Source organism: Lentzea sp. NPDC051208 (assembly GCF_040682435.1).
GTDB classification, from domain to species: domain Bacteria; phylum Actinomycetota; class Actinomycetes; order Mycobacteriales; family Pseudonocardiaceae; genus Lentzea; species Lentzea kristufekii.
This window is the reverse complement of record NZ_JBFBAW010000005.1, coordinates 270,605-291,714: the sequence shown is the minus strand read 5'-3', so window position 1 is coordinate 291,714 and position 21,110 is coordinate 270,605. Positions and strand designations below refer to the sequence as shown.

At 70.7% G+C, this 21,110-nt stretch carries 16 protein-coding genes; 10 read left to right on the top strand and 6 right to left on the bottom strand.

What is annotated here, in order from left to right; genetic code table 11:
- Nucleotides 1–91 precede the first annotated feature (91 nt).
- Together AB0M48_RS14285 and ychF are read right to left on the bottom strand one after the other, a co-directional pair.
- Nucleotides 92–3,205, bottom strand: coding sequence for a BTAD domain-containing putative transcriptional regulator (locus tag AB0M48_RS14285; RefSeq protein ID WP_363840775.1), 3,114 nt, complete (start codon nucleotides 3,203–3,205; stop codon nucleotides 92–94).
- Nucleotides 3,206–3,361: 156 nt separating this feature from the next.
- Nucleotides 3,362–4,441, bottom strand: a complete 1,080-nt coding sequence (gene ychF, locus AB0M48_RS14280; protein ID WP_363840771.1) for a redox-regulated ATPase YchF — start codon at nucleotides 4,439–4,441, stop codon at nucleotides 3,362–3,364.
- An 80-nt stretch (nucleotides 4,442–4,521) separates the two neighbouring features.
- Here ychF and AB0M48_RS14275 point away from each other — a divergent pair, with 80 nt between their 5' ends.
- Entirely contained in the window at nucleotides 4,522–5,808 is a 1,287-nt protein-coding gene (locus AB0M48_RS14275; RefSeq protein ID WP_363840768.1) for an AlkA N-terminal domain-containing protein, read from the top strand.
- Nucleotides 5,805–6,302 (top strand): methylated-DNA--[protein]-cysteine S-methyltransferase, encoded by a 498-nt coding sequence (locus tag AB0M48_RS14270; RefSeq protein ID WP_363840765.1) that lies wholly within the window; start codon nucleotides 5,805–5,807, stop codon nucleotides 6,300–6,302. The genes AB0M48_RS14275 and AB0M48_RS14270 overlap by 4 nt, the downstream gene beginning before the upstream one ends.
- Here the strand turns inward: AB0M48_RS14270 and AB0M48_RS14265 are convergent.
- The 3 genes from AB0M48_RS14265 to AB0M48_RS14255 form a co-directional block, all read right to left on the bottom strand.
- Nucleotides 6,299–6,793, bottom strand: coding sequence for a hypothetical protein (locus AB0M48_RS14265; protein WP_363840763.1), 495 nt, complete (start codon nucleotides 6,791–6,793; stop codon nucleotides 6,299–6,301). The two genes, AB0M48_RS14270 and AB0M48_RS14265, sit on opposite strands and share 4 nt — an antisense overlap.
- 560 nt (nucleotides 6,794–7,353) lie before the next feature.
- Entirely contained in the window at nucleotides 7,354–10,230 is a 2,877-nt protein-coding gene (locus tag AB0M48_RS14260; RefSeq protein WP_363840759.1) for an SMC family ATPase, read from the bottom strand.
- Entirely contained in the window at nucleotides 10,227–11,366 is a 1,140-nt protein-coding gene (locus tag AB0M48_RS14255) for an exonuclease SbcCD subunit D (RefSeq protein ID WP_363840757.1), read from the bottom strand. The genes AB0M48_RS14260 and AB0M48_RS14255 overlap by 4 nt, the downstream gene beginning before the upstream one ends.
- 99 nt (nucleotides 11,367–11,465) lie before the next feature.
- Between AB0M48_RS14255 and AB0M48_RS14250 the strand changes: the two genes are divergently transcribed.
- The 3 genes from AB0M48_RS14250 (at nucleotide 11,466) to AB0M48_RS14240 (ending at nucleotide 16,688) form a co-directional block, all read left to right on the top strand.
- Nucleotides 11,466–12,377 (top strand): DNA recombination protein RmuC, encoded by a 912-nt coding sequence (locus tag AB0M48_RS14250; RefSeq protein WP_363840754.1) that lies wholly within the window; start codon nucleotides 11,466–11,468, stop codon nucleotides 12,375–12,377.
- Between the two features lie 89 nt (nucleotides 12,378–12,466).
- Nucleotides 12,467–13,186 (top strand): DUF6542 domain-containing protein, encoded by a 720-nt coding sequence (locus AB0M48_RS14245; protein ID WP_363840751.1) that lies wholly within the window; start codon nucleotides 12,467–12,469, stop codon nucleotides 13,184–13,186.
- 91 nt (nucleotides 13,187–13,277) lie between these two features.
- Nucleotides 13,278–16,688 (top strand): WD40 repeat domain-containing protein, encoded by a 3,411-nt coding sequence (locus tag AB0M48_RS14240; protein ID WP_363840748.1) that lies wholly within the window; start codon nucleotides 13,278–13,280, stop codon nucleotides 16,686–16,688.
- On the opposite strand, the gene AB0M48_RS14235 is transcribed toward AB0M48_RS14240, so the two are convergent.
- A complete protein-coding gene (locus tag AB0M48_RS14235) occupies nucleotides 16,685–17,629 on the bottom strand; it encodes a 4-hydroxy-3-methylbut-2-enyl diphosphate reductase (protein ID WP_266043076.1) in 945 nt (314 codons plus the stop codon). The genes AB0M48_RS14240 and AB0M48_RS14235 overlap by 4 nt on opposite strands.
- Before the next feature lie 63 nt (nucleotides 17,630–17,692).
- On the opposite strand from AB0M48_RS14235, the gene AB0M48_RS14230 reads away from it, so the two are divergent.
- The 5 genes from AB0M48_RS14230 to glpX all read left to right on the top strand — a co-directional run bounded on the left by AB0M48_RS14230 (nucleotide 17,693) and on the right by glpX (nucleotide 21,106).
- Nucleotides 17,693–18,187 (top strand): lipid droplet-associated protein, encoded by a 495-nt coding sequence (locus AB0M48_RS14230; protein WP_363840743.1) that lies wholly within the window; start codon nucleotides 17,693–17,695, stop codon nucleotides 18,185–18,187.
- A complete protein-coding gene (xseA, locus tag AB0M48_RS14225; RefSeq protein WP_363840740.1) occupies nucleotides 18,184–19,434 on the top strand; it encodes an exodeoxyribonuclease VII large subunit in 1,251 nt (416 codons plus the stop codon). The genes AB0M48_RS14230 and xseA overlap by 4 nt, the downstream gene beginning before the upstream one ends.
- Nucleotides 19,427–19,768, top strand: a complete 342-nt coding sequence (locus AB0M48_RS14220) for a sugar ABC transporter substrate-binding protein (protein WP_319988341.1) — start codon at nucleotides 19,427–19,429, stop codon at nucleotides 19,766–19,768. The genes xseA and AB0M48_RS14220 overlap by 8 nt, the downstream gene beginning before the upstream one ends.
- Nucleotides 19,765–19,998 (top strand): exodeoxyribonuclease VII small subunit, encoded by a 234-nt coding sequence (locus tag AB0M48_RS14215; RefSeq protein ID WP_363840736.1) that lies wholly within the window; start codon nucleotides 19,765–19,767, stop codon nucleotides 19,996–19,998. Before AB0M48_RS14220 ends, AB0M48_RS14215 begins: the two co-directional genes overlap by 4 nt.
- Before the next feature lie 67 nt (nucleotides 19,999–20,065).
- Nucleotides 20,066–21,106: a class II fructose-bisphosphatase gene (glpX, locus tag AB0M48_RS14210; protein ID WP_363840733.1), complete on the top strand. Its 1,041-nt coding sequence runs from the start codon at nucleotides 20,066–20,068 to the stop codon at nucleotides 21,104–21,106.
- Nucleotides 21,107–21,110 lie beyond the last annotated feature (4 nt).

Here is a 21,110-nt window from a genome sequence, read left to right as displayed (position 1 = left end):
TCACGGCGGCCCGCGAGTCCTTCATCTCCTCGAAGATGTCCACCGCCTCGAGCGCGGGGCTCCGCCACAGCTCCGGTACGGCGCGATGGTCTCACTGCGCGGTCAGCTGGCGTTCGGCCACACCACACTCCCGATAGAGGATGGCCGCCTGCGTCTCCGCCTCCCCTGCACCGTCCACGTCTCCCGCAGCGCGTCGCACGGCGGCCAGCACCTCGAGCGACCGTGCTTCGTAGAAGCGCTGGTGGTAGCGACGACACGTGGCGACGGCGTCTTCCGCGTGGCGCAACGCCTCCTCCGTCTCCCCCAGAGCGAGGTGCAGCAACGCGCGCTCCGCATGCTCGTCACCCAGGCACAACGCGATCGAGGCGCCGGAATCCGAGCGCATCTCGCCCAGGTGGTGCGCCGCCCGGTCGAGGTCGCCGAGGTTGCGGTAGGCCCGCGCGGCCACGTGATTGGCCTCGGCCACGTCCTGGGGAACGTCGGCCTGGGAGGCGGCTTCGAGCAGGATGCGCGCGGCGGCCAGCGCGTCGTCGTGGTCACCGCTGTGGTCGAACAGGTCGGCCATCATCTCCCAGGCATCCCACCGCTCCTCGAAGCTGGACCGCGCCCGCAGTCCTTCGAGCACGTCGAGCACGATGTCGAACGCCTCGTCCGCGAACCCGAGCAACAGCTTCGCCCTCGCCACGGCGATGATGCCGATCGTGAGCGGCTGGGGGTTCCCCAGTTCCGCCTGCAGCGCCTGCTGGGCCTCGTGGTTCTCGATCACTTCCGGTAAGCGGCCCAGCTCGGTCAGGACACCGGCCAGCGACGCGTGCACGTGCAACCTCACGACAGCCGAACCGGCGAGCTCCAGAGCCCTGCGCAACGCCTGCTCCGTGCCGGGGAGGTCGGGCCGCCGGAACAGCGCCGCAGCGATGTTGAGCAGGCCGACCGCCTGACCTTCCCGATCGCCCATCCGCTCGCGGATCGCCAGCGCCTGTTGCTGGTGGGGGAGTCCGTCGCCGCCGGTCCTGCCGGCCAGTCCGCCCAGGAGCGTGTGCGCGGTCGCCTGCGCCTTCAGACCGCCGGTCCGGATGCTCAGTTCGAGCGCCACGTCCGTGAGTTCCCGCGCCCGCTCGAGATTGCTCTGGTACATGTGGAAGATCGCGTGGGACAGGTTCGCGTCGGCGATCAGGTCGTCTTCGCCGGAGGCCTGGGCGGAACGATCCCGGATCTCGCACAGCGGCTGCCAGTTCGTCAGGTCGCTGAGCTCGTAGCAGTACGCGCTGAGCACGGCACCGATCTGGTGGGCGGGCCAGTGCTCGCCGCGGTCGGCCGCGAGCACCACCGTCGAGAACAGGTTCGGGTACTCGGCGGCCATCCACGCGAACGCCTCTTCGGACGTCTTCAGCACGACGTCGGGCAGCTGGGTCGTCGTGGTCCTGAGCGGGAAGCGGCGCTGGTCGGGGAACAGCAGCTCGCCCGCGTCGTCGGTCATGCGGCGGTAGAAGTCGTAGAGCCTTTCCAGGGCCTCGTCGACCTCTTCTCCCGCGCACCTCTCCCTGGCGTACACGCGCAGCAGGTCGTGCAGGCCGAAGCGGTCGCCCCGGCGTTCCACGAGGTGGACGGAGACGAGCTGGTCCAGGTGACGTCCCGCGTCCGGCAGGCCGGAGATCGCGGCCGCGTCGTGCGCGGTGAAGTCGGCACCGGGCAGCACTCCGAGCCGGCGCAGCACCAGCCGCACGTCCTCCGGCAGCGCGGCGTAGCTCTGGTCGAACACCACGCCGACCGCGGCCGCCGGATCACCGGGCACCTCCAGCTCGCCCAGCCGGTCCTCGCCGAGCCGGGCGACCTTGCCCGCGATGCTCATGTCGTCCTGGGCGCGCAGGTCGGCGGCCGCGATGCGCAACGCCAGCGGCAACCCGCCGCACAACCGCACCAGAGCCGCCGCGGCCTCCTTCACCGCACGCACCCTCGCGGCGCCGAGCACACGTTCCAGCAGTCGCATGCCGCCCTCGTCGGTGAGCGTCGGCAGCCGCACGAGATCAGCGTCGTTGAGCGCCAGCCCGCGCAGGTCACCCCGGCTCGTGACGACGGTGAGCGCCCCGGCCGACGCGGGCAGCAAGGGCCGCACCTGCTCGGCGCTGGCCGCGTTGTCCAGCAGCAGCAACAACTTCCGGTCCGCGACGAGCGACCGGTACAACGCCACCTGCTCGTCCAGGCTGCCAGAGGCGTTCTCGGCGCCCAGCCCCTTCAGCACGAGCATCAACGCTTCCTGCGGCGTCATCGCGCGCACCTCGTCCTGCCCGCGCAGGTTGACGAAGATCTGCCCGTCCTCGAACCGCCCGGCGACCCGGTGCGCCCAGTGCACCGCGAGCGAAGTCTTGCCGACCCCGCCCGTACCGGAGATGACGATGACGCGCGCATCGCTCGCGGCCAGCCGTTCGACGTCCTTCTCCCGCCCGGCGAAGGTGGCGAGGTCCGGCGGCAGCTGCCGGGGCGTGACCCGCTTCTCCTGCGGCGCCACCTCACCGCGCAGGATCTGGTCGTGCAGCGCGCTCAGCTCCGGCGCCGGATCGATCCCCAGCTCGTCCGCGAGCATCTCGCTGACCTGGCGATAGGCCGCCAGCGCCCCAGCCTGCCGCCCTGAGCGGTACAACGCGAGCATGAGCTGGTGCCAGAACCGGTCGCGCAACGGGTGCGTCCGCGTGAGCTCCTGCAACTCCGGCACGAGCTCCACCGACCGCCCGTCCGCGAGATCGGCCTCGATCCGCTTCTCGACCGCCGCGAGGCGCTCTTCCTCGATCAGCGGCACCTCGTCGCGGTGCAACGACTCCGAAGCCACGTTCGCCAGCACCGGCCCCCGCCACAGCCCCAGCGCCCCAGCGAACTCCCCCAGCTCGATCAGCGAGCGGAACCTGTTGAGGTCGAGCTGCTCCGGCTCGATCTCGGCCAGGTACCCACCGCGCTCGTGCCGCACGCAGTTGGCCTCACCCAGTGCCTGACGCAGCCGCATCACCACGGTCTGCAGCGTCTTGTGCGCGCGGTCGAGGTCGGGCGGCGCGCCCTCCCAGACCCGTTCGACCAGCTCGTCCACCGAGACGAAGCGGTTGGCGCGCAACAACAGCGTGGCCAGCAGGACCCGGCCGCGACCCGCCGGGACAGCCACGGGTTCCCCGTCGAGCAGTACCTCGAGGGGCCCCAGAACCCGGTACTCAACTCTCACACGGTGAGAGTCTAGGTGCGCGGACTGGAACGCGCGGCGTCGCGCGAGGTCTGGATGCAGGTCGTCATCCGCTGGTGGGCGAGCGTCTCATCGCGATCATCACGTCGATGCGTCACGGCAGGTGCCGAACCACCAGAGGTCCGGCACCTGCGACGATCAGACGTTGAAGCGGAACTCCACCACGTCGCCGTCGTTCATGACGTAGTCCTTGCCCTCCATGCGGACCTTGCCCGCCGCCTTCGCGTCGGCCTTCGAGCCCGAGGCCACCAGGTCGTCGAACGACACGACCTCGGCCTTGATGAAGCCCTTCTCGAAGTCGGTGTGGATCACGCCGGCGGCCTGCGGGGCGGTGGCGCCCTGCGGGATCGTCCAGGCGCGCGCCTCCTTCGGGCCCGCCGTGAGGTAGGTCTGCAGGCCGAGGGTGTGGAAGCCGGCGCGGGCCAGCGAGTGCAGGCCGGGCTCGTGCTGGCCGATGGACTCGAGCAGCTCGCGGGCCGACTCCTCGTCGAGCTCGAGCAGCTCCGACTCGACCTTGGCGTCGAGGAACACGGCGTCGGCCGGGGCGACCATCTCGCGCAGTTCCTTCAAGCGGGCCTCGTCGGTCAGCACGCCCTCGTCGGCGTTGAAGACGTAGAGGAACGGCTTGGTGGTGAGCAGGGAGAGCTCACGCAGCAGTTCACCGTCCACTTCGGACTGCGCCGCGAACAGCGTGCGGCCCGCGTCGAGGATGTCCTTGGCCTTCTTCGCGTTCTCCAGGACGGCGCGGCGGTCCTTCTGCATCCGCGCCTCCTTCTCGATCCTCGGAATGGCCTTCTCGAGGGTCTGGAGGTCGGCGAGGATCAGCTCGGTGTTGATCGTCTCGATGTCGCTGGACGGGTCGACGCGGCCGTCGACGTGGACGACGTCCGGGTCGTCGAAGACGCGGATGACCTGGCAGATCGCGTTCGCTTCGCGGATGTTCGCGAGGAACTTGTTGCCGAGGCCTTCTCCCTCCGACGCGCCCTTGACGATGCCGGCGATGTCGACGAACGACACCACGGCGGGCACCTCGCGCTCGGAACCGAAGATCTCGGCGAGCTTGGAGAGACGCGCGTCCGGCAGCGGCACGACGCCCACGTTCGGCTCGATCGTCGCGAACGGGTAGTTCGCGGCGAGCACGTCGTTGCGCGTGAGCGCGTTGAACAGGGTGGACTTGCCAACGTTGGGCAGGCCGACGATACCGAGGGTCAAACTCACGGGGAGCGAGTCTACGGCAGGGGACGGTCGTGTCCGATTTCCGCGAGCCATTGCTCGTTCCCGCTGGCAGGATCGATGGCATGGTCATTGACGAAGAACACGCGTACCGGGTGTGCTCCGCACGTGACGCCCGCTTCGACGGGTGCTTCATCCACGCGGTCCGCACGACCGGCATCTACTGCCGGCCGTCGTGCCCCGCGGTGACCCCGAAGCGCCGCAACAGCCAGTTCTTCCTCACGGCCGCCGCGGCCCAGTCGGCAGGCTTCCGCGCCTGCCGCCGCTGCCTGCCCGACGCCGTGCCCGGCTCCCCCGAGTGGAACCTCCGCGCGGACCTGGCGGGCCGGGCGATGCGCCTGATCAGCGACGGCATCGTGGAACGCGACGGCGTGACGGGCCTGGCCTCCAAGCTCGGCTACTCGGAACGCCACCTCACCCGCGTGCTGACCGCCGAACTGGGCGCCGGTCCGCTGGCCCTGGCCCGCGCCCACCGCGCCCACGCCGCCCGGCTGCTGATCGAGACGACCGAACTGCCGTTCGCCGACATCGCGTTCGCCGCGGGCTTCGCGTCGGTGCGCCAGTTCAACGACACGATCCGCATGGTGTTCGCCTCGACCCCGTCCGACATGCGAGGCCGCGGCAAGGCCCCCGTCGGCACTCCAGGCCGCATCGTCCTGCGCCTGCCGTACCGGGCGCCGTTCGACGCCACGGGTCTGCTCGCCCACTTCCGGGCGCACGCGCTGCCCGGCGTCGAGGAGGTGACGGCCGACTCCTACGCCCGGACGCTGGCGCTCCCGCACGGCGAGGCGACGGTCCGCCTGACGTTCCCGGCCGACCACGTCCTGTGCTCTCTGCGCCTCGCCGACGTGCGGGACCTGGGCGCGGCCGTCTCCCGCGTCCGCCGCCTCCTGGACCTCGACGCCGACCCGATGGCCGTCGACGAGTTCCTGGGCGCCGACCCGATCATCGGTCCCCTGGTCCGCGAGGTGCCCGGCATCCGCGTGGCGGGCAGCGTCGACGGCGCCGAGACGCTGCTGCGGCTGGTGGCCCCGTTCACCGGCGTCCCGCTGCAGATCCCGGACGGCAACCTGACCCACCTCTACGCGGCCGGGGACCACCCCGTCACCGAGGCGCTGGCGAGCGGCAGACTCGTCGTGGACGTGGGCCGCTCGATCGAGGACCTGACCGAAGAACTGACCCCCTTGGCCGGCGCAGCGGTGGCCGACGAGGTGGCCATGCGAGTGCTGGGCGCACCGGACGTACTGGTGCTCCCCCGAGCCTCACGACACCTGGCTTCCCACGGCCCCGACTGGCGGCCGTGGCGCTCCTACGCCGGAGCACACCTGACGAGGAAGGCAGCAACATCATGACCGTCGCGCACACGTCCACTGTGGACACCCCGGCGGGGCCGTTCACCGCGATCGTCGCGCCGGACGGAGCAGTGCTCGCCAGTGGCTGGACCGCCGACCTGGCCCTGCTGACGCCCCAGATCCACGCCACCCTGATGCCGTCCGAGATCACCCCGCGCCCGGACCTGGGCGACGTCACCAAGGCGACCATCGCCTACCACGAGGGCGACCTGACGGCGATCGACACGATCGAGGTCCGCCAGAAGTCGGGCCCGTTCCTCCAGCACGCCTGGGACGTCCTGCGCATGGTCAAGGCAGGCGAACCGGTCACCTACTCCGAGTACGCCGAACTCTCCGGCCGCCCGGCCGCGATCAGGGCAGCGGCCTCGGCCTGCGCCCGCAACTCGGTGGCCCTCTTCGTCCCCTGCCACCGCGTGATCCGGATCGGCGGCAACCTGGGCGGCTTCCGCTGGGGCCTCGACGTCAAGCGCTGGCTCCTGGCCCACGAGAACTAACCGACGAGATCGATCTCCGGCACGGCCGCCGCGGACACCAGCTCGGTCCCGCACCTGGGACACGAACTGGCCACCGGAGCCGCGCCGGACTCCAGGTACCCCTCGATGCCAAGCCACTCGCCAACCCCGTCGTCACGGCAGGTGTGGCACCCGACGCGGTAGTTGAGCCGCACCCACGGCACAGCGGTCAGCTCCGAAGCCCGGACCTCAGGCTCCGTCGGATCGCTGAACGGCGCCCACCACGACGTGATCCGGCACCGCAAACTCCGCTCGGCACCGTGCTCGGCGGCATCGAACGCGCTGACGCGCACCGGAGCCGGATGCTCGTTGCCGGTGCACAGCCCGTACGGCATGCCGTGCTGCAACTGCACAACGCGCCCGACCCGCAGGCAGACAAGGCAGTCGTGCACGAAGTCGAGCCGGTTGGACCACACGAAGTGGGCAGCCGGGGTGACGGTGACACGGGCGGTGACTTCCACGTGGGACAGCACGAGCCGAGGTTAGAGCTGCCAGCCGACCTCGTCCACACAGGACAGCGCGCCAACAGGGCAACGGCGAAGCCGAGCCACCCTGCCGCCCACCCTGCCGCTCAACGCAATGGCGAAGCCGAGGCGTGTGAACCTAGGCCTGCTGGTCAAGCGGTAATGAAGCGACCACCGCACTGCGATTGGGGCTTGACCTTGAGTGGGCGGGATGCTCCCCTCATGGGCACGGCCGGGCGCTTTTCAGCCCGGCCCTTTTCCGGCCGTTGAAGCATCCCGCCAGAGGCTCAAGGTCAAGCCCCAATCGCTATCGTCGCGAAGCGGCGATGACCGGCACCGGCCCGGTCCTGCCCGCCCGGCTCCCCTCGCAAGGCGACCGTTCGCACGGCAGGTGACCACCCCGCTGGGACGTGACAGGCCAACGCAAGCCGGCCCGCGCAGTGCCAACCCGCTAACTCTCGCAAGGCGACAGCCCGCACGGCAGGCGACCACCCCGCTGGAACGCGACAAACGCCCGCAAACCGACCCGCGCGTCGCCAACCCGCCCAGCGCCAGCCGCCCGGCACCCGTCACCCCAGCGACATCTCCAACGTCGACCCCGTCCGAGCCTTCCGCACCCTCAACCGAGTGGGAATCCGCTGCCGCAACTCCTCGACATGCGACACCAACCCCACCACCCGTCCCCCAGCCCGCAACTCGTCCAACGTGTTCATGACGATGTCCAGCGTGTCCGAGTCCAACGTCCCGAACCCCTCGTCGACGAACAGGGTGTCCAGCAACGCCCCACCGGTCTCGTTGGCCACCACATCGGCCAGCCCCAGCGCGAGCGACAGCGAAGCGAGGAACGACTCCCCGCCGGACAACGTCTTGGCCGGCCGGGCCCGCCCCGAGTAGTCGTCCAGCACGTCGAGGTTCAGCCCGCCGCGGGTCCCGCGAGCCCCGGCCGAGTCGGAGTGCACGAAGCTGTACCGCCCCTGGCTCATCCGGTGCAGCCGGGCGGAGGCGGCCACCGCGACCTCTTCCAGCCGCGCGGCCAGCACGTAGGACCGCAGGGTCATCTTCTTGGAGTTCTGCCCTCGCCCGTTGATCACGTCGGTCAGCGCGTCCAGCTCGGCGTAGGTGGCCTCCAGCGGCTCCAGCGACTTCCACTCGGCACGCAGCCGCGCGGCCAGCTCGCCGACCCGGTCCAGCGCCGCCTGGGCACGTGCCAGGCCGGTGGCGGCGGAGGACGCCGCGGCACGGGCGGAGGACGCCGCCGCCGTCACCTCGCCCAGGTCCACCTCGGAGTCCGGGTCGACCCCGGCCAGCTCCTCCAGCGTCGCCAGCGCGGAGGCCCGGGCCCGTTCCCAGGTCGCGATGCGTTCGTCCAGGGCCTGCAACTTGACTGCGGGACGTGCCGCGGCCAGCGCGGAGTCGACGTCGGCGAAGCCGGCCTCGGCGGCGAGCGCCGCGACCTGGGCCTGCTGTTCCTCGACCCGGGCTCGTGCTGCATCGCGGGCGGAACGGCGGTCGGCCAGCTCCACCAACGCTTTCGCCAGCCTCAGCAGGTGGTCGCGGCGGGTCAGGACGTCCTCGTGCTCGCCGCGGGCCTTGTCCAGCCGGGCACCGCGCTCCTCCACGACCCCGACCAGCGACGCGTGCTCGGTGCGCAGGCCCACCAGGTCCTGCTCCACCTGGGCCTTCTCCGCGCCCAGCTCCCGGGTCTTGGCCTCCAGGCCGACGAACTCGGTCTGCCGTTGCGAACGGGTGCGGGCCAGTTCCAGCGCGGTGCGGTACTCGGCGATGGCGGCGGCGGGTTCGTCCGAGCCCAGGGCTTCCCAGCAGGCCTGGATGCGCAGTTCGGCGGCGTGGGCGGCGCGCTCGGCCTCGTTGCGGCGGTTCAGGGCGACCTGTTCCTCCTGGGCCGCGTCTTCCTCGGCGGTCGCGTCGACGCCGCCGAGCATGGGCTGGGCGGGGGCCGGGTGCGAGGGCGAACCGCAGACGGCACAGGGCTTGCCGCGCTTCAGGGCGGCCGCCAGTTCGATCGCCATGTTCTCCAGGCGCTGCTGGCGGACCTGCTGGAGGACGTCCTTCGTCTTCTGGTGGACGTCGATGGCCTCGTGCAGCGCCTTCTTGCTGCGCTCCAACGCTTCCACAGCGTCCGGCAACGCCAGGGCGGCATCGGCGCGGGTCTTCAGCGACTCCAGGCGCGCCGAGGCTTCGGCGGCCGCGTCCAGCTGGAGGCGGCACTGGGCCACGCGTTCCGGCAGCACCTCCAGTTCGGCGTTCAACGCCAGCAGGCGGCGTTCCACCTGGTGCGAGGAGTTCTTCAGCACCGACAGCCGGCGCACGTCGGCCTGCTGGCGCTCGGCCTCGGCGGCCAGCTCGCCCAGGCCGCCCGCCTCCTCGCGGTAGCGCTCGGCGTCCTCCCGCAGCGAAGACCCCGTGTAACCCAAGCGCTCCAACGACTCCAGCGCGCGAGCCTCGTCGCGGACGGCGAACTCGAAGGACTGCTGGAGCTTCGCGATCTCACCGAACGCCGGCACGACCGGGCTCGCACGGCGGGCTGCGTCGCGTTCGGCGAACCACGACGCCGAGTCGGCGGCCTCCACGCGGGCCAGCAACTCGCGGGCCTCGCGCACGCGGCGGATCTGCTCGGCCTGCACGCGGGCCTGGGCCAGCATCGCGTCCGCGCCGTCGGCCAGGCCCGCCGTCTCCTCCGACAGCGCACCGGCCGCGGCCACGGCGGCGGAAAGGCGCTCCAGCACGGATTCCAGCCAGCCAGGCTCGCTGGACGGCTCGCCACCGGCGGCTTCCGCCACGCGGTGCATGAGCTCGTTCGCACCCTTGCGGCGCTCCTCCAGCACCCGGCCCGCGACGACGCGCCGGTCGCGGAACCACTTCTCCACGTCGAGGAACCGCTCGGTGCCGAAGAGCTTCTCCAGCAACACCTCGCGTTCGGCCGTGTCCGAGCGCAGGAACTTCGCGAACTCGCCCTGCGGCAGCAGCACGACCTGGAAGAACTGCTCGTACGACATGCCCAGCATGTCCTCGACCGCGCGCGCCACGTCGTCGATGCGGGTGATGCCCTCGCCGTCCCAGCCCTCGAGCCAGGTCAGCGTGCACTTCGCGGGTTGCGTGGTGAAACCGCCACCGCGCTTCTTGGGGCGGTCGAACTCCGGCGAGCGCACGATCCGGAAGCGCCGCGACTGCACCGTGAGCTCCAGCGACACCTCCGTCGGCACCTCGGGATCGGCGTACTCGCACCGCAGCTTCTTCACATCGCCGCGCGCACCCGGCACACGCCCGAACAACGCGAACGCCACCGCGTCGAGCAACGTCGTCTTGCCCGCGCCCGTGTCGCCGTGCAGCAGGAACAGCCCGTCCGCGCCCAGCTCGTCGAAGTCGACGGCCTCGGGCTTCGGGTAGGGCCCGAACGCCGTCAGTTCCAGGCGGTGCAGTCTCATTGCTCCTGCTCCCTCGCCACCGACGCGAACGCCTCGCGCAGCAACGCCTTCTCCGCTTCGGAAGGCTCGGAGCCGCGGGCGTCCGACACGAAGCAGCACGCCACTTCCTCGTCGGAACGGCCGCGCACCCGGTCCGCGTAGGTCATGTCGTGCTGCAGGCCCTTTTCGGGCCGCCACTCCACGTGCACCGCGTGCTCGAACCGCTTCTGCAACTGCCGCAACGCGTCCATCGGCCGCACGTGGTCCGTCAGCACGACCGACAGGAAGTGGTCCTCCAGCGGCGTGTGCGCCGGGTCCTCCAGCACCTCGGCCAGCGTCCCGCTCACCACGGCCAGCTGCCGCGGCACCGGCAGGTCACGCCGCTCCACCCCGACCAGCCCGCCCTCGTCCAGCTCGACCAGCCACACCGACTTGCGGTGCCGCGCCTCGGAGAACGAGTACGCCAGCGGACTTCCCGAGTACCGCAGGTTCTCCGCCAGGGTCTGCGGCCCGTGCAGATGCCCGAGGGCCACGTAGTCGACGCCCGCGAACACCTGCATCGACACGTCCTGAACGCCGCCCACGGCGATGGTGCGCTCGGACTCCGACGGTGCCCCGCCCGTCACGAAGGCGTGCGCCAGCACCACGGAACGCGAGTCCCTCGATGCCAGGTCGGCGCGAATGCGCCGCATCGCCTCGCCGAGCACGGGCGCGTGCCCCTTCTCCGGCACCCCGAGCACGTGCCGCGCGGGCTCCGGCTCCAGGAACGGGATGCCGTACACGGCGACCGGCCCGTGCCGGTCCTCCAGCTCGACGGGCTTGTCCAGCAACGAGATCTGCGTGCGCAGGTACAGCCCGCCCGCCGCCGCGAACTCCCCGAACACCCCGATCCGCGCCGCCGAGTCGTGGTTGCCGGGCGTGATCACGATCTTCGCCCCGGCCGCGCGGATCCTCATCAGCACCCGCGCGCACAACGCCACCGCGTCGGCGGACGGCACGGCGCGGTCGTACAGGTCGCCCGAGATGACCACGACGTCGACCTTCTCGGAAGACACCAGGTCAGCGAGGCCGCCCAGCACCGACTCCTGCTCCACGAGCAGGTCGCGGCCGTGGAAGGTGCGCCCCACGTGCCAGTCGGAGGTGTGCAGGATCCGCATGGCCCCAACCGTAGAGACGGGGTCCGACAAATCTCCGGGAGGGTTCCCGGCGTGTCACCCGATCGAGTTCAACATCTCTGGGGGAGCATCATCGGTGCCGTGACCGCAGTGATCATCACCGCCTCTCTCGTCCTGGCGCTCGTGTGCGCCGGGGCGCTGGTGTTCGTCTACCGGCTCTACCAGGACAGCGTCCGGCGCACCGACGAAGCGCTCCAGGCCATCGGCTCGGAACGCGCGCGCTACGACGCCCAGCAGCAAGCCCTGCAACGCTATGAAGTGGCGTTCTCCAGCGTCAGCGGACGCGGTGAACTCGGCGAAAAGGTGCTCGTCGAAACAGCGCGCGCGCTCGGCCTGAGGGAAAACCTCCACTACACGCTCCAGACGGACGTGGCAGGCGGTGGCGCGGTCCGGCCCGACATGGTGCTGAACGTCGGCGGCGGCCGCGCGGTCCCGGTCGACTCGAAGATGTCCATGGCCACCTGGGCCGAGGCCGTCGAGACGGACGATCCGCAGGAACGCCAGGACGCGCTGCGGGTGCACGTCCGCAACATCCGCTCCCGCGCCGCCGAACTGGCCGGCAAGGGCTACCAGCGCTGGGCCGACGCCATCTACGGCACGATCATGTTCGTCCCCAACGACGGCGCGGTCGTCGCGGCGCTGGACACCGATCCCGAACTGCTGCGCTGGCTGCTCGACCGCCGCGTCTTCCTGTGCGGCCCGACCGGGTTCGCCGTGATCGCGTCGAGCGCGATGTTCGCGGTCACGGAACGCGCGCTGGCCGACGACGTCGAGCAGGTCAGGCTGCAGGCCGGCCGCGCGAACAGGGCCGCCGACACCGCCATCGAGGCCGTCAACCTCTCCACGACCCACCTGCAGCGCTTCCTGAGCGCCAGGCGCAGGGAACTCGACGCCCTGGAGGGCTTCCGGGCGAGTGTGGAGCCGCTGACGGACGCCTCCGCCACCCCTACGCCCCTACCACTCGTCCGAAGGGCGGACGAACAGTCCGCTTAAAACGCACGCAGTGTGCCCGCAGGTTGCTTCTGGGTGAGAAAGCAGCGGACTGACGAACACCGAATGGCCGAACGGCTACCGTGTGCGTCGTGAGTGAGTTGCGCGAGCGTTCAGCAGCTTTCGATGACGACGACGCCGACGAATACGACGTGGTTCCGTGGAACTACCGGGCCATCTTCGGGGAGTTCAAGGGCATCCCGTGGTGGGCGGCGATTCTCGCTGCCCTGATCCCGGCGTTCATCGGCGCGTTCATCGACATCAACTCCAGCAAGACCGTCGGCTGGACGTTCTACGTCGTGTTCTTCGTCGGTGCGCTGGCCGCGATCCTGCTCGTGCAGCGCCGCAGCCTGTTCGGGCCGATGGTGCAGCCGCCGTTGATCCTCGCCGCCACGGTGCCCACGCTCGTGCTGCTCACCGGCGAGACGAACAAGGGCGGCCTGTCCGCCATGGCGCTGGGCCTGGGCAAGCCGCTGATCGACAGCTTCCCGGTCATGGCGCTCACCACCGCCGTCACCGTCGGCCTGGGCATCCTGCGGATCGTGCTGCAGAAGAACCCGAACCGGCCGACCAAGGACGAGGTCCGCGAGGCCAAGGCGGAGCTCAAGGAGCGCTCCAAGCCCGTCCGCAGGCCCCGCGAGGAGCCCGAGGAGGACGAGCGCCCGCGCCGTCCCCGCCCGGAACGCGCCGAGGGTGCCCCGGCCCGCCGCCCGCGTCCCGAGGGCGCCCCGGCCCGCCGTCCACGCCCGGAAGGTGCCCGCGCCGAACGTCCCGCGGGCCAGCGCAAGCCCCGCCCGCGCGACGACCGCTAGACCGTTGTTCGCGATCGCCCCTTAGAACGTCGTACAACGGATCACGGACAACAACCCCCTGACCAGCACGCACTCTGCCAGCATGAGTTCGATGCCTAGGGGAGAACGTCCACTGGACGAGGGCGACAGCCCGCTGCTGCGGTTCGCCGCGGACTTGCGGCGGCTGCGCACCGACGCGGGGAAACCGAGCTACCGGGAACTGTCCCGGCGCGCGCACTTCTCGGCGAGCACGCTGTCGGACGCGGCGGGCGGCCGGAAGCTGCCGGGACTCGACGCCACGCTCGCGTACGTCCGCGCGTGCCACGGCGACGAGGCCGCGTGGGAACGGCGGTGGCACGACCTCGCCGTCACGATGGCGCAGAGCAGGGTCAGCGACGGGCCTTCGCCGTACGTCGGCCTCAACCCGTTCACGGCCCTGGACGCCGACCGCTTCTTCGGCCGTGAGGCGCTCACGCACACGTTGCTCGACAGGCTCCAGCGGCAGCCGTTCCTCGCGGTGTTCGGTGCTTCCGGCGAGGGCAAGTCGTCGCTGCTCAAGGCGGGCATCGCGGCGAAGTTCCCGCACGCGGTGGTGTGCACGCCCGGCGCCGACCCGGACGCGGCCCTCGCCGACGCTCTCGCGCAGGCTCCGGACCTGCTCGTCGTCGACCAGTTCGAGGAGCTCTTCACGCTCTGCGAGGACGAGGTGCAGCGGACGGCGTTCCTCGACGGGCTGCTGGCCGCCGACTGCCGGCGGGTCATCGCCGTGCGGTCCGACTTCTACCCGCAGTGCGCTCAGTACCCGAAGCTCGCGGAAGCGCTCACGGACGCACAGGTGCTCCTCGGCACGATGACGCCGGACGAGCTGCGCCGCGCGATCACCCAGCCGGCCGCGTCTGTCGGCTGCACGGTCGAAACAGCCCTGTTGACCACTCTCGTGGCCGAGGCGGCGGGTCGCAGCGGCGTGCTTCCGCTCGTGTCGCACGCGCTGCTCGAAACGTGGCACCGCAGGCGGGGCAACACCCTCACGCTCAGCGGCTACCAGGCCGCGGGAGGCATCCAGGGCGCGCTCGCGCAGAGCGCCGAGGCCGCGTTCGCCACGCTGGACGACGAGCAGCAGCGCCTCGCCAAGCACCTCCTGCTCCGCCTCAGCGCCGACGGGACGAGACGGCTCGTCCCGCGTCAGGACGTCGTCGGCGAGGAGGTGCTGGACGTCCTCGCCGACACCCGGCTGATCACCGTCGACGAGCACACCGTCGCGGTCACCCACGAGGCGCTCTTCCAGGCCTGGCCTCGGCTGCGGGCGTGGCTGGACGAGGACCGCGAGGGCCTCCGCACGCACCGCAGGCTCACCGACGCCGCCCGCACGTGGCAGGAGCTGGGCCGCGACGCGGGTTCGCTCTACCGCGCCACCAGGCTCGCGGAGACCACCGAGTGGCTCGCCCGCACCCGGCCGGAGCTGACCGGCACCGAACGCGAGTTCATCGGCGCCTCCAGGACCCTCGAACGCCGCCGCTCCCGCCGCCTGCGCTGGGTCGCGGCGGGGCTGTCCGCCCTGCTGCTGGCCACCTCGGCGACCGCGGTCGTCGCCGTGCAGCAACGCCGCGAGGTCGACCGCCTCGAACTCGTGCGCAGGTCGCAGGAGCTAGCCGAGACGTCCGAGGCTCTCGCGGGAAGCGACCCCGAGCGTGCGGCGCGGACGGCTCTCGAGGCTTACCGGACGTACCCGACGGTCGAGGCGCGCGGACGGGTGCTCAGCGCGGCAGCCGGGGAGTCCCGCGGCCGGGAGATCAGCCTGGACGCCGCCGGCATGAGCCAGGCGCTGCCGCACAACGGCGCGTGGAGCATGGCGTTGGCCAACGGCGTCATCGCCCTGATGGGGTCCAACAACCTCGACGTGTACGACGCCGCGACCCTGAAGCACGTCAGGTCGGTGCCGGTGGTGGACGAGTCCCGCTACGTCTTCGGCTGGTCCATGTCCGACGACGGCAGGGTGGCCGTGTCCGACAACCAGGGGACGATCACCGTGCGGGCCTCTTTCGACGCCGAACCCGTGCGACTGGAAAGGCAGGGACCGGCCGTCGGCGTCCACTTCACCGAAGACGACCGCACGCTGCTGGTCGGTGGCGACTACTTCGACCTCACCACCCGCCGGCTCCGCGACCACCTCCCCGTCGGGCAGATCAGCGGCCCGTTCAGCATCGAGGACGAGAGGATCCTCGCCCTCGCCACCGGCAACTCGGTCGCGACGTGGGACCTCGTCACGCGGCACCGGACCGGCGGGTTCTCGCTCGGCTCCGGCACGATCCACCGGCTCTCCCTGCTGTCCGGCGGCAAGCACGCGGCGGTCGCCAACGACGAAGGCCTCGTCCAGGTGCGGGACACGACGACCGGTGCGATCGTCACGGCGTTTCCCACGCGCACCGCAGCGGTCACAGCGCTCACCACGAGCCCCGACGAGTCCGTCCTCGTCACGGGCGGCCCGGACGGCAGGGTCCACCTGTGGGACCTGGCTCGCGGCACCGAGCTCGCCACGCTCGCCGTCGGCGCGCCGGTGCGCAGCGTGACGTTCGCCCCGGACGGTTCGCTCGCCGTGCTCACCGACGCCTCGCTCCGGTTCTGGCCTGCCGCGACCATGCCCGAGCCGTCCGGGAAGTCGGTGCGCGGGCTGGCGGTCGACGCCGACGGTTCCGTGCTCACCATCGACGACGCGGGCGTGATCGAACGTCGCGACAGCACGCTGCGCACCGTGCGCCGGGTGGAGACCGGTGCCGCCCAGAACTGGATGTGCCGCTTCAGCCCGGACCGCACGCTCGTCGCGACGAGCTCACCTCTCGCGGTGCACGAGGTGGCGACGGGCGAACCGGTCGCGAACCTCGCCACGCTCGGCTTCGCGAGCGATGCGCGCCAGCCGGTTGCAGTGGAGTTCAGCGGCACCTCGGTGCTCACCGTCGGCGGCGAGGTGCCCGACGGCGTGTGGCCCGTCGCGGACGGCGCGTGGCCGATGCTCATCGGCGGGCTGCCGTGGGGCTCCCGCACCTCGGCCGTCTTCGGCAGGTCCGACCAGGAGATCGTGATCGGCCGCGAGGACGGTGGCGTCAGCGTGCGCGACACCAGGACGTGGGACGAGAAGGCGCTGCGGAGCACTCATCAGCGGCCCGTGCGCGCATTGGCGGTCTCGAAGGACCGCAGGACGCTCGCGACGGGAGACGACAGCGGCCTGATCGTGTTGTGGGACATCACGACGCGGCGCCAGATCGGCGAGCTGCGCGGTCACACGCAGGCGGTGACGACGCTGGAGTTCAGCCCCGACTCGTCCCGGCTCGCCAGCGGTGGCCGGGACCGGGACGTCGTCGTGTGGGACGTGGGCGCGCGCTCACCGTGGGCGACGCTGCGCGGTCACAGCCAGCCGGTCACGCACCTGGCGTGGCGGCCGGACGGCACCGCGCTGGTGTCCGCCGGCACCGACCGGGTGGCCGTGTGGGGCCTGGCCGTGGACCAGGCCCTCGACTCGATCGCTTAGCGGACCAGGTCCTTGCGGAGCTCACGCGGCAGCGAGAACGTGATGCGCTCGTTCGCCGTGGTGATCTCCTCGACCTCGCCGTAGCCGTGGGACTCGAGGAACTTCAGCAGCTCCATCACCAGCAGGTCCGGCACCGACGCGCCCGACGTGACGCCGACGGTCTCGACGCCCTCGAGCCACGCCAGGTCGACCTCCTTGGCGTAGTCGATCAGGTAGGAGGCCTTGGCGCCGTGCTGCAGCGCGACCTCGACCAGCCGGACCGAGTTGGAGGAGTTCTTCGAGCCCACGACGAGCACCAGGTCGCACGACGGCGCCATCGTCTTCACCGCGGTCTGGCGGTTCGAGGTGGCGTAGCAGATGTCGTCGGACGGCGGGTCCTGCAGATCCGGGAAGCGGTCCTTGAGCTGGCGGACGCGCACCATGGTCTCGTCGACCGAGAGCGTCGTCTGCGACAGCCAGATCACCTTGGACGGGTCGCGCACCTCGACGGTCGCGGCGTCCTCGGCGGTGTCGACGAGCTGGACGTGGTCCGGCGCCTCACCGGCGGTGCCCTCGACCTCCTCGTGGCCCTCGTGGCCGATCAGGAGGATGTCGTAGTCCTCCTTGGCGAACCGCACCGCTTCTTTGTGGACCTTCGTCACGAGCGGGCAGGTGGCGTCGATCGTGCGCAACGAGCGCTGCTCGGCCTCCGCGTGCACGGCGGGCGACACGCCGTGTGCTGAGAACACCACGAGTGCGCCCTCAGGAACCTCGTCCGTCTCGTTGACGAAGATGGCACCGCGGTCGGACAGCGTCTCCACGACGTACTTGTTGTGGACGATCTCCTTGCGCACGTAGACGGGAGCGCCGTACTTCTCTAGGGCGAGCTCGACCGTCTCGACGGCACGATCAACGCCCGCGCAGTAACCACGCGGCTTCGCCAACAGGACTCGCTTGGGCATGACCCCAGGGTACCCAGGCCCGGTCCTAGGCATTTCAGACGCGGTTGCGGCAGGCTAGTACGCATGAAGTCACTGCCACTGGGTGTCCGCATCGCCGCTGGGCTAGCGGTGACCGCCCTCGAACAGGCCCGCAAGCTGCCCCAGCAGCTCGCCGGACTCCCGTTGACGGTGGTCAGCGAGGCGATGCAGCTGTCCATGCGCGTGCAGCAGCATGTGACCGAACTCGCCATCAAGGGCGACGACGTCCTCTCCGGACTGCGTCCGGTGGAAGAGGAACCGGAGTGGGCGACCTTCGACGAGGAGGAGACGCCCGTCACGACTTCTCAGGAAACTCCCGCGGACGACCCGTGGGAGGAGGAAGTGCGCGCGATCGCCGAGGTGCCGGAGTTCCTGCCGACCTACGACGAGCTGTCGATCGCCCAGCTGCGCGCCCGCCTGCGCAACCTCGGCGCCGAGCAGCTCGAGGAGTTGCTGCGCTACGAGAAGGCGCACGAGTCGCGGCCTGAGTTCGTGGGGATGCTCAATCGCAGGATCGCGACGGTGAAAACGCAGTCGTGAGCGAAGGAAAATCCACGCCGGAGAACCCGTGGCCGGTGCGGACGGTCGCCCGCAAGCTGCTCGACTGGATCAACCGGCTCGGCGAGGTGTGGGTCGAGGGTCAGGTCACGCAGCTCAACGCGCGCAGTTCCACCGCGTTCCTGACGTTGCGCGACCCGAGCGTCGACATGTCCATGTCGATCACCTGCAACGCCTCGATGATCCGCGAGTTGCAGCTCACCGAGGGCAGCAGGGTCATCGCGCACGGGAAGATCAGCTTCTACCCGAACCGCGGCACGCTCAGCCTCAGGGCGGACGACATCCGCGCCGTCGGCATCGGCGAGTTGCTGGCGCGCATGGAACGGCTGCGCAAGCTGCTGCACGCGGAGGGCCTGTTCGACCCGCGCCGCAAGCGCCGTCCCCCGTTCCTGCCGAACAAGATCGGCCTCATCACGGGCCGGGCGTCGGCGGCGGAGCGCGACGTGCTCACGAACGCGCGGAACCGTTGGCCCGGCGCGCACTTCCGCGTCGTCAACGTCGCCGTGCAGGGCCCGACCGCCGTGACCCAGGTGATGACCGCACTGTCCACTTTGGAACGCGACCCCGAGTGCGATGTGATCATCATCGCCCGCGGCGGCGGCAGCGTGGAGGACCTGCTGCCGTTCTCCGACGAGGCCCTGTGCCGCGCGGTCTCCTCGTGCCGCACGCCGGTCATGTCGGCGATCGGCCACGAACCGGACACCCCGCTGCTCGACCACGTCGCTGACGTGCGTTGTTCGACGCCGACCGACGCTGGCAAACGGGTGGTTCCCGATGTCGCTGAAGAGAGTGAACGGGTCCGGCAGATGCGCGACCGGGGCCGCCGCGCGCTGCACGGCTGGGTCGACCGGGAACGAAAACTGCTCGACTCACTGCGTTCGCGACCAGTACTTTCGGACCCTTACGGCCCGCTGGAGCGCCGTTCCGAGGAAGTGAAGCGTTTTCGCGACCAAGGTCGCCGAGCCGTCACGCAACGGCTCGATCGGGAGGACGTCCACCTCTCGGGGACGAAAGCGCGCTTGACGACCCTCGGACCAGCCGCCACGCTGGCCCGCGGCTATGCCGTTGTGCAAATCGTCACACCTGACGGGCCCGACGGCGTGTTGCGTTCTGTCTCGGATGCGCCGAGCGGAACACAGCTGCGGGTACGCGTCGTTGACGGAGCAGTGCGGGCCGCGGTCAGCGGTCCGGAAACCGACCGGGAAGGGGGAGGTACCGATGATGCGTGATGCCGTGTTCCTGCCCCTCACCATGGAGGCGGCCGGTTCCTGCGGCTCAGGCCTGCGCACGAAGGCGGAGGCGGCGAACCGCGCCGCCGCGGACTGCTGGACGGCCATGGTGGGCGACTGCGACACCACGGGCCGCCGCACGCTGATCCTGACGTTGCACGACCTGAGCGAGGCCACCGCCGGCACCGTGCAGTACCGGCGAGTCGCGGAGGCCGAGGCGCTCATCGACGAGGCGGTGCGAGAGGGTGACGGCGAGGAGTTCGCGGAGGCCCTGGTCGGCTACGACCTGGCCGTCGCGACCGTGCTGAGCCGTCTGAGGAGCCAATCCGCGTGAGTTCGGAAACCACCCAGAACGACACTTCACTGGGTTACGAAGCCGCCCGCGACGAACTGGTCGACGTGGTCCGCAAGCTGGAGGCCGGCGGCCTGTCGCTGGAGGACTCACTGGCGCTGTGGGAACGCGGTGAGGCACTCGCCAAGACGTGTGAGCAGCATCTCGCCGGTGCGCGCGAGCGAATCGATGCAGCTCTCGCTGTGGTCGAGGAGGACGTTTCCGACGCGTGATCCCGTGCAAGGATTCAGCTGCCGATCACAAAATCCGGCACGCTGAGTAGTCGCATGGAGGCGCGCAATGGTGAACACCCCCGCGGAACGACGTCGCGAAGCCCCCGACCGGAACCTGGCATTGGAGCTCGTGCGCGTCACCGAGGCAGCGGCGATGGCCGCGGGCCGGTGGGTGGGACGCGGCGACAAGAACGGCGGTGACGGCGCGGCCGTCGACGCGATGCGCAAGCTCATCCACACCGTCTCGATGAGGGGCGTCGTGGTGATCGGCGAGGGCGAGAAGGACGAGGCGCCCATGCTGTTCAACGGTGAGGAAGTGGGCAACGGCGAGGGCCCCGACTGCGACGTCGCGGTCGACCCGATCGACGGCACCACGCTGATGGCCAAGGGCATGCCGAACGCGCTGGCCGTGCTGGCGGTGGCCGAGCGCGGGGCGATGTTCGACCCGTCCGCCGTGTTCTACATGGAGAAGCTCGCCGTCGGCCCGGAGGCGGCCGACGTCATCGACATCACCGCGCCGCTCGCGGAGAACATCCGCCGCGTCGCGAAGGCCAAGCACAGCGACGTGTCCGACGTGAACGTCTGCATCCTCGACCGGCCCCGGCACGAGAAGATCGTGCACGAGGTCCGTCAGGCCGGTGCCCGCATCCACTTCATCTCCGACGGCGACGTGGCCGGTGCGATCGCCGCCGCGCGCCCCACGTCGGGCGTGGACATGCTCGTCGGCATCGGCGGCACTCCCGAGGGCATCATCGCCGCGGCGGCCCTCAAGTGCGTCGGTGGCGCCATCCAGGGCCGGTTGTGGCCGAAGGACGACGAGGAGCGCGAGAAGGCGATCGGCGCGGGCCACGACCTGTCCCGCGTGCTCACCACGAACGACCTCGTGAGTGGCGACAACGTCTTCTTCTGCGCCACGGGCGTGACCGACGGCGACCTGCTGCGCGGCGTGCACTACCGCGCGGGCGGCTGCACCACGCAGTCGATCGTCATGCGCTCCAAGTCCGGCACCGTGCGCATGATCGACGGCTTCCACAGCCTGCACAAGCTGCGCGAATACGCCTCGGTGGACTTCGACCGGCTGGAGGACGCGCAGCAGCCGCTGCCGTAGTCGC

Excerpts from the sequence above, each read along its gene's own strand:
- AB0M48_RS14270 (WP_363840765.1), top strand. The coding sequence starts at position 5,805 with ATGACCGTCGCGCACACGTCCACTGTGGACACCCCGGCGGGGCCGTTC.
- AB0M48_RS14240 (WP_363840748.1), top strand. The coding sequence starts at position 13,278 with ATGCCTAGGGGAGAACGTCCACTGGACGAGGGCGACAGCCCGCTGCTG.
- AB0M48_RS14275 (WP_363840768.1), top strand. The coding sequence starts at position 4,522 with ATGGTCATTGACGAAGAACACGCGTACCGGGTGTGCTCCGCACGTGAC.
- AB0M48_RS14230 (WP_363840743.1), top strand. The coding sequence starts at position 17,693 with ATGAAGTCACTGCCACTGGGTGTCCGCATCGCCGCTGGGCTAGCGGTG.
- AB0M48_RS14255 (WP_363840757.1), bottom strand. The coding sequence starts at position 11,366 with ATGCGGATCCTGCACACCTCCGACTGGCACGTGGGGCGCACCTTCCAC.
- glpX (WP_363840733.1), top strand. The coding sequence starts at position 20,066 with ATGGTGAACACCCCCGCGGAACGACGTCGCGAAGCCCCCGACCGGAAC.
- AB0M48_RS14235 (WP_266043076.1), bottom strand. The coding sequence starts at position 17,629 with ATGCCCAAGCGAGTCCTGTTGGCGAAGCCGCGTGGTTACTGCGCGGGC.
- AB0M48_RS14220 (WP_319988341.1), top strand. The coding sequence starts at position 19,427 with ATGCGTGATGCCGTGTTCCTGCCCCTCACCATGGAGGCGGCCGGTTCC.
- AB0M48_RS14260 (WP_363840759.1), bottom strand. The coding sequence starts at position 10,230 with ATGAGACTGCACCGCCTGGAACTGACGGCGTTCGGGCCCTACCCGAAG.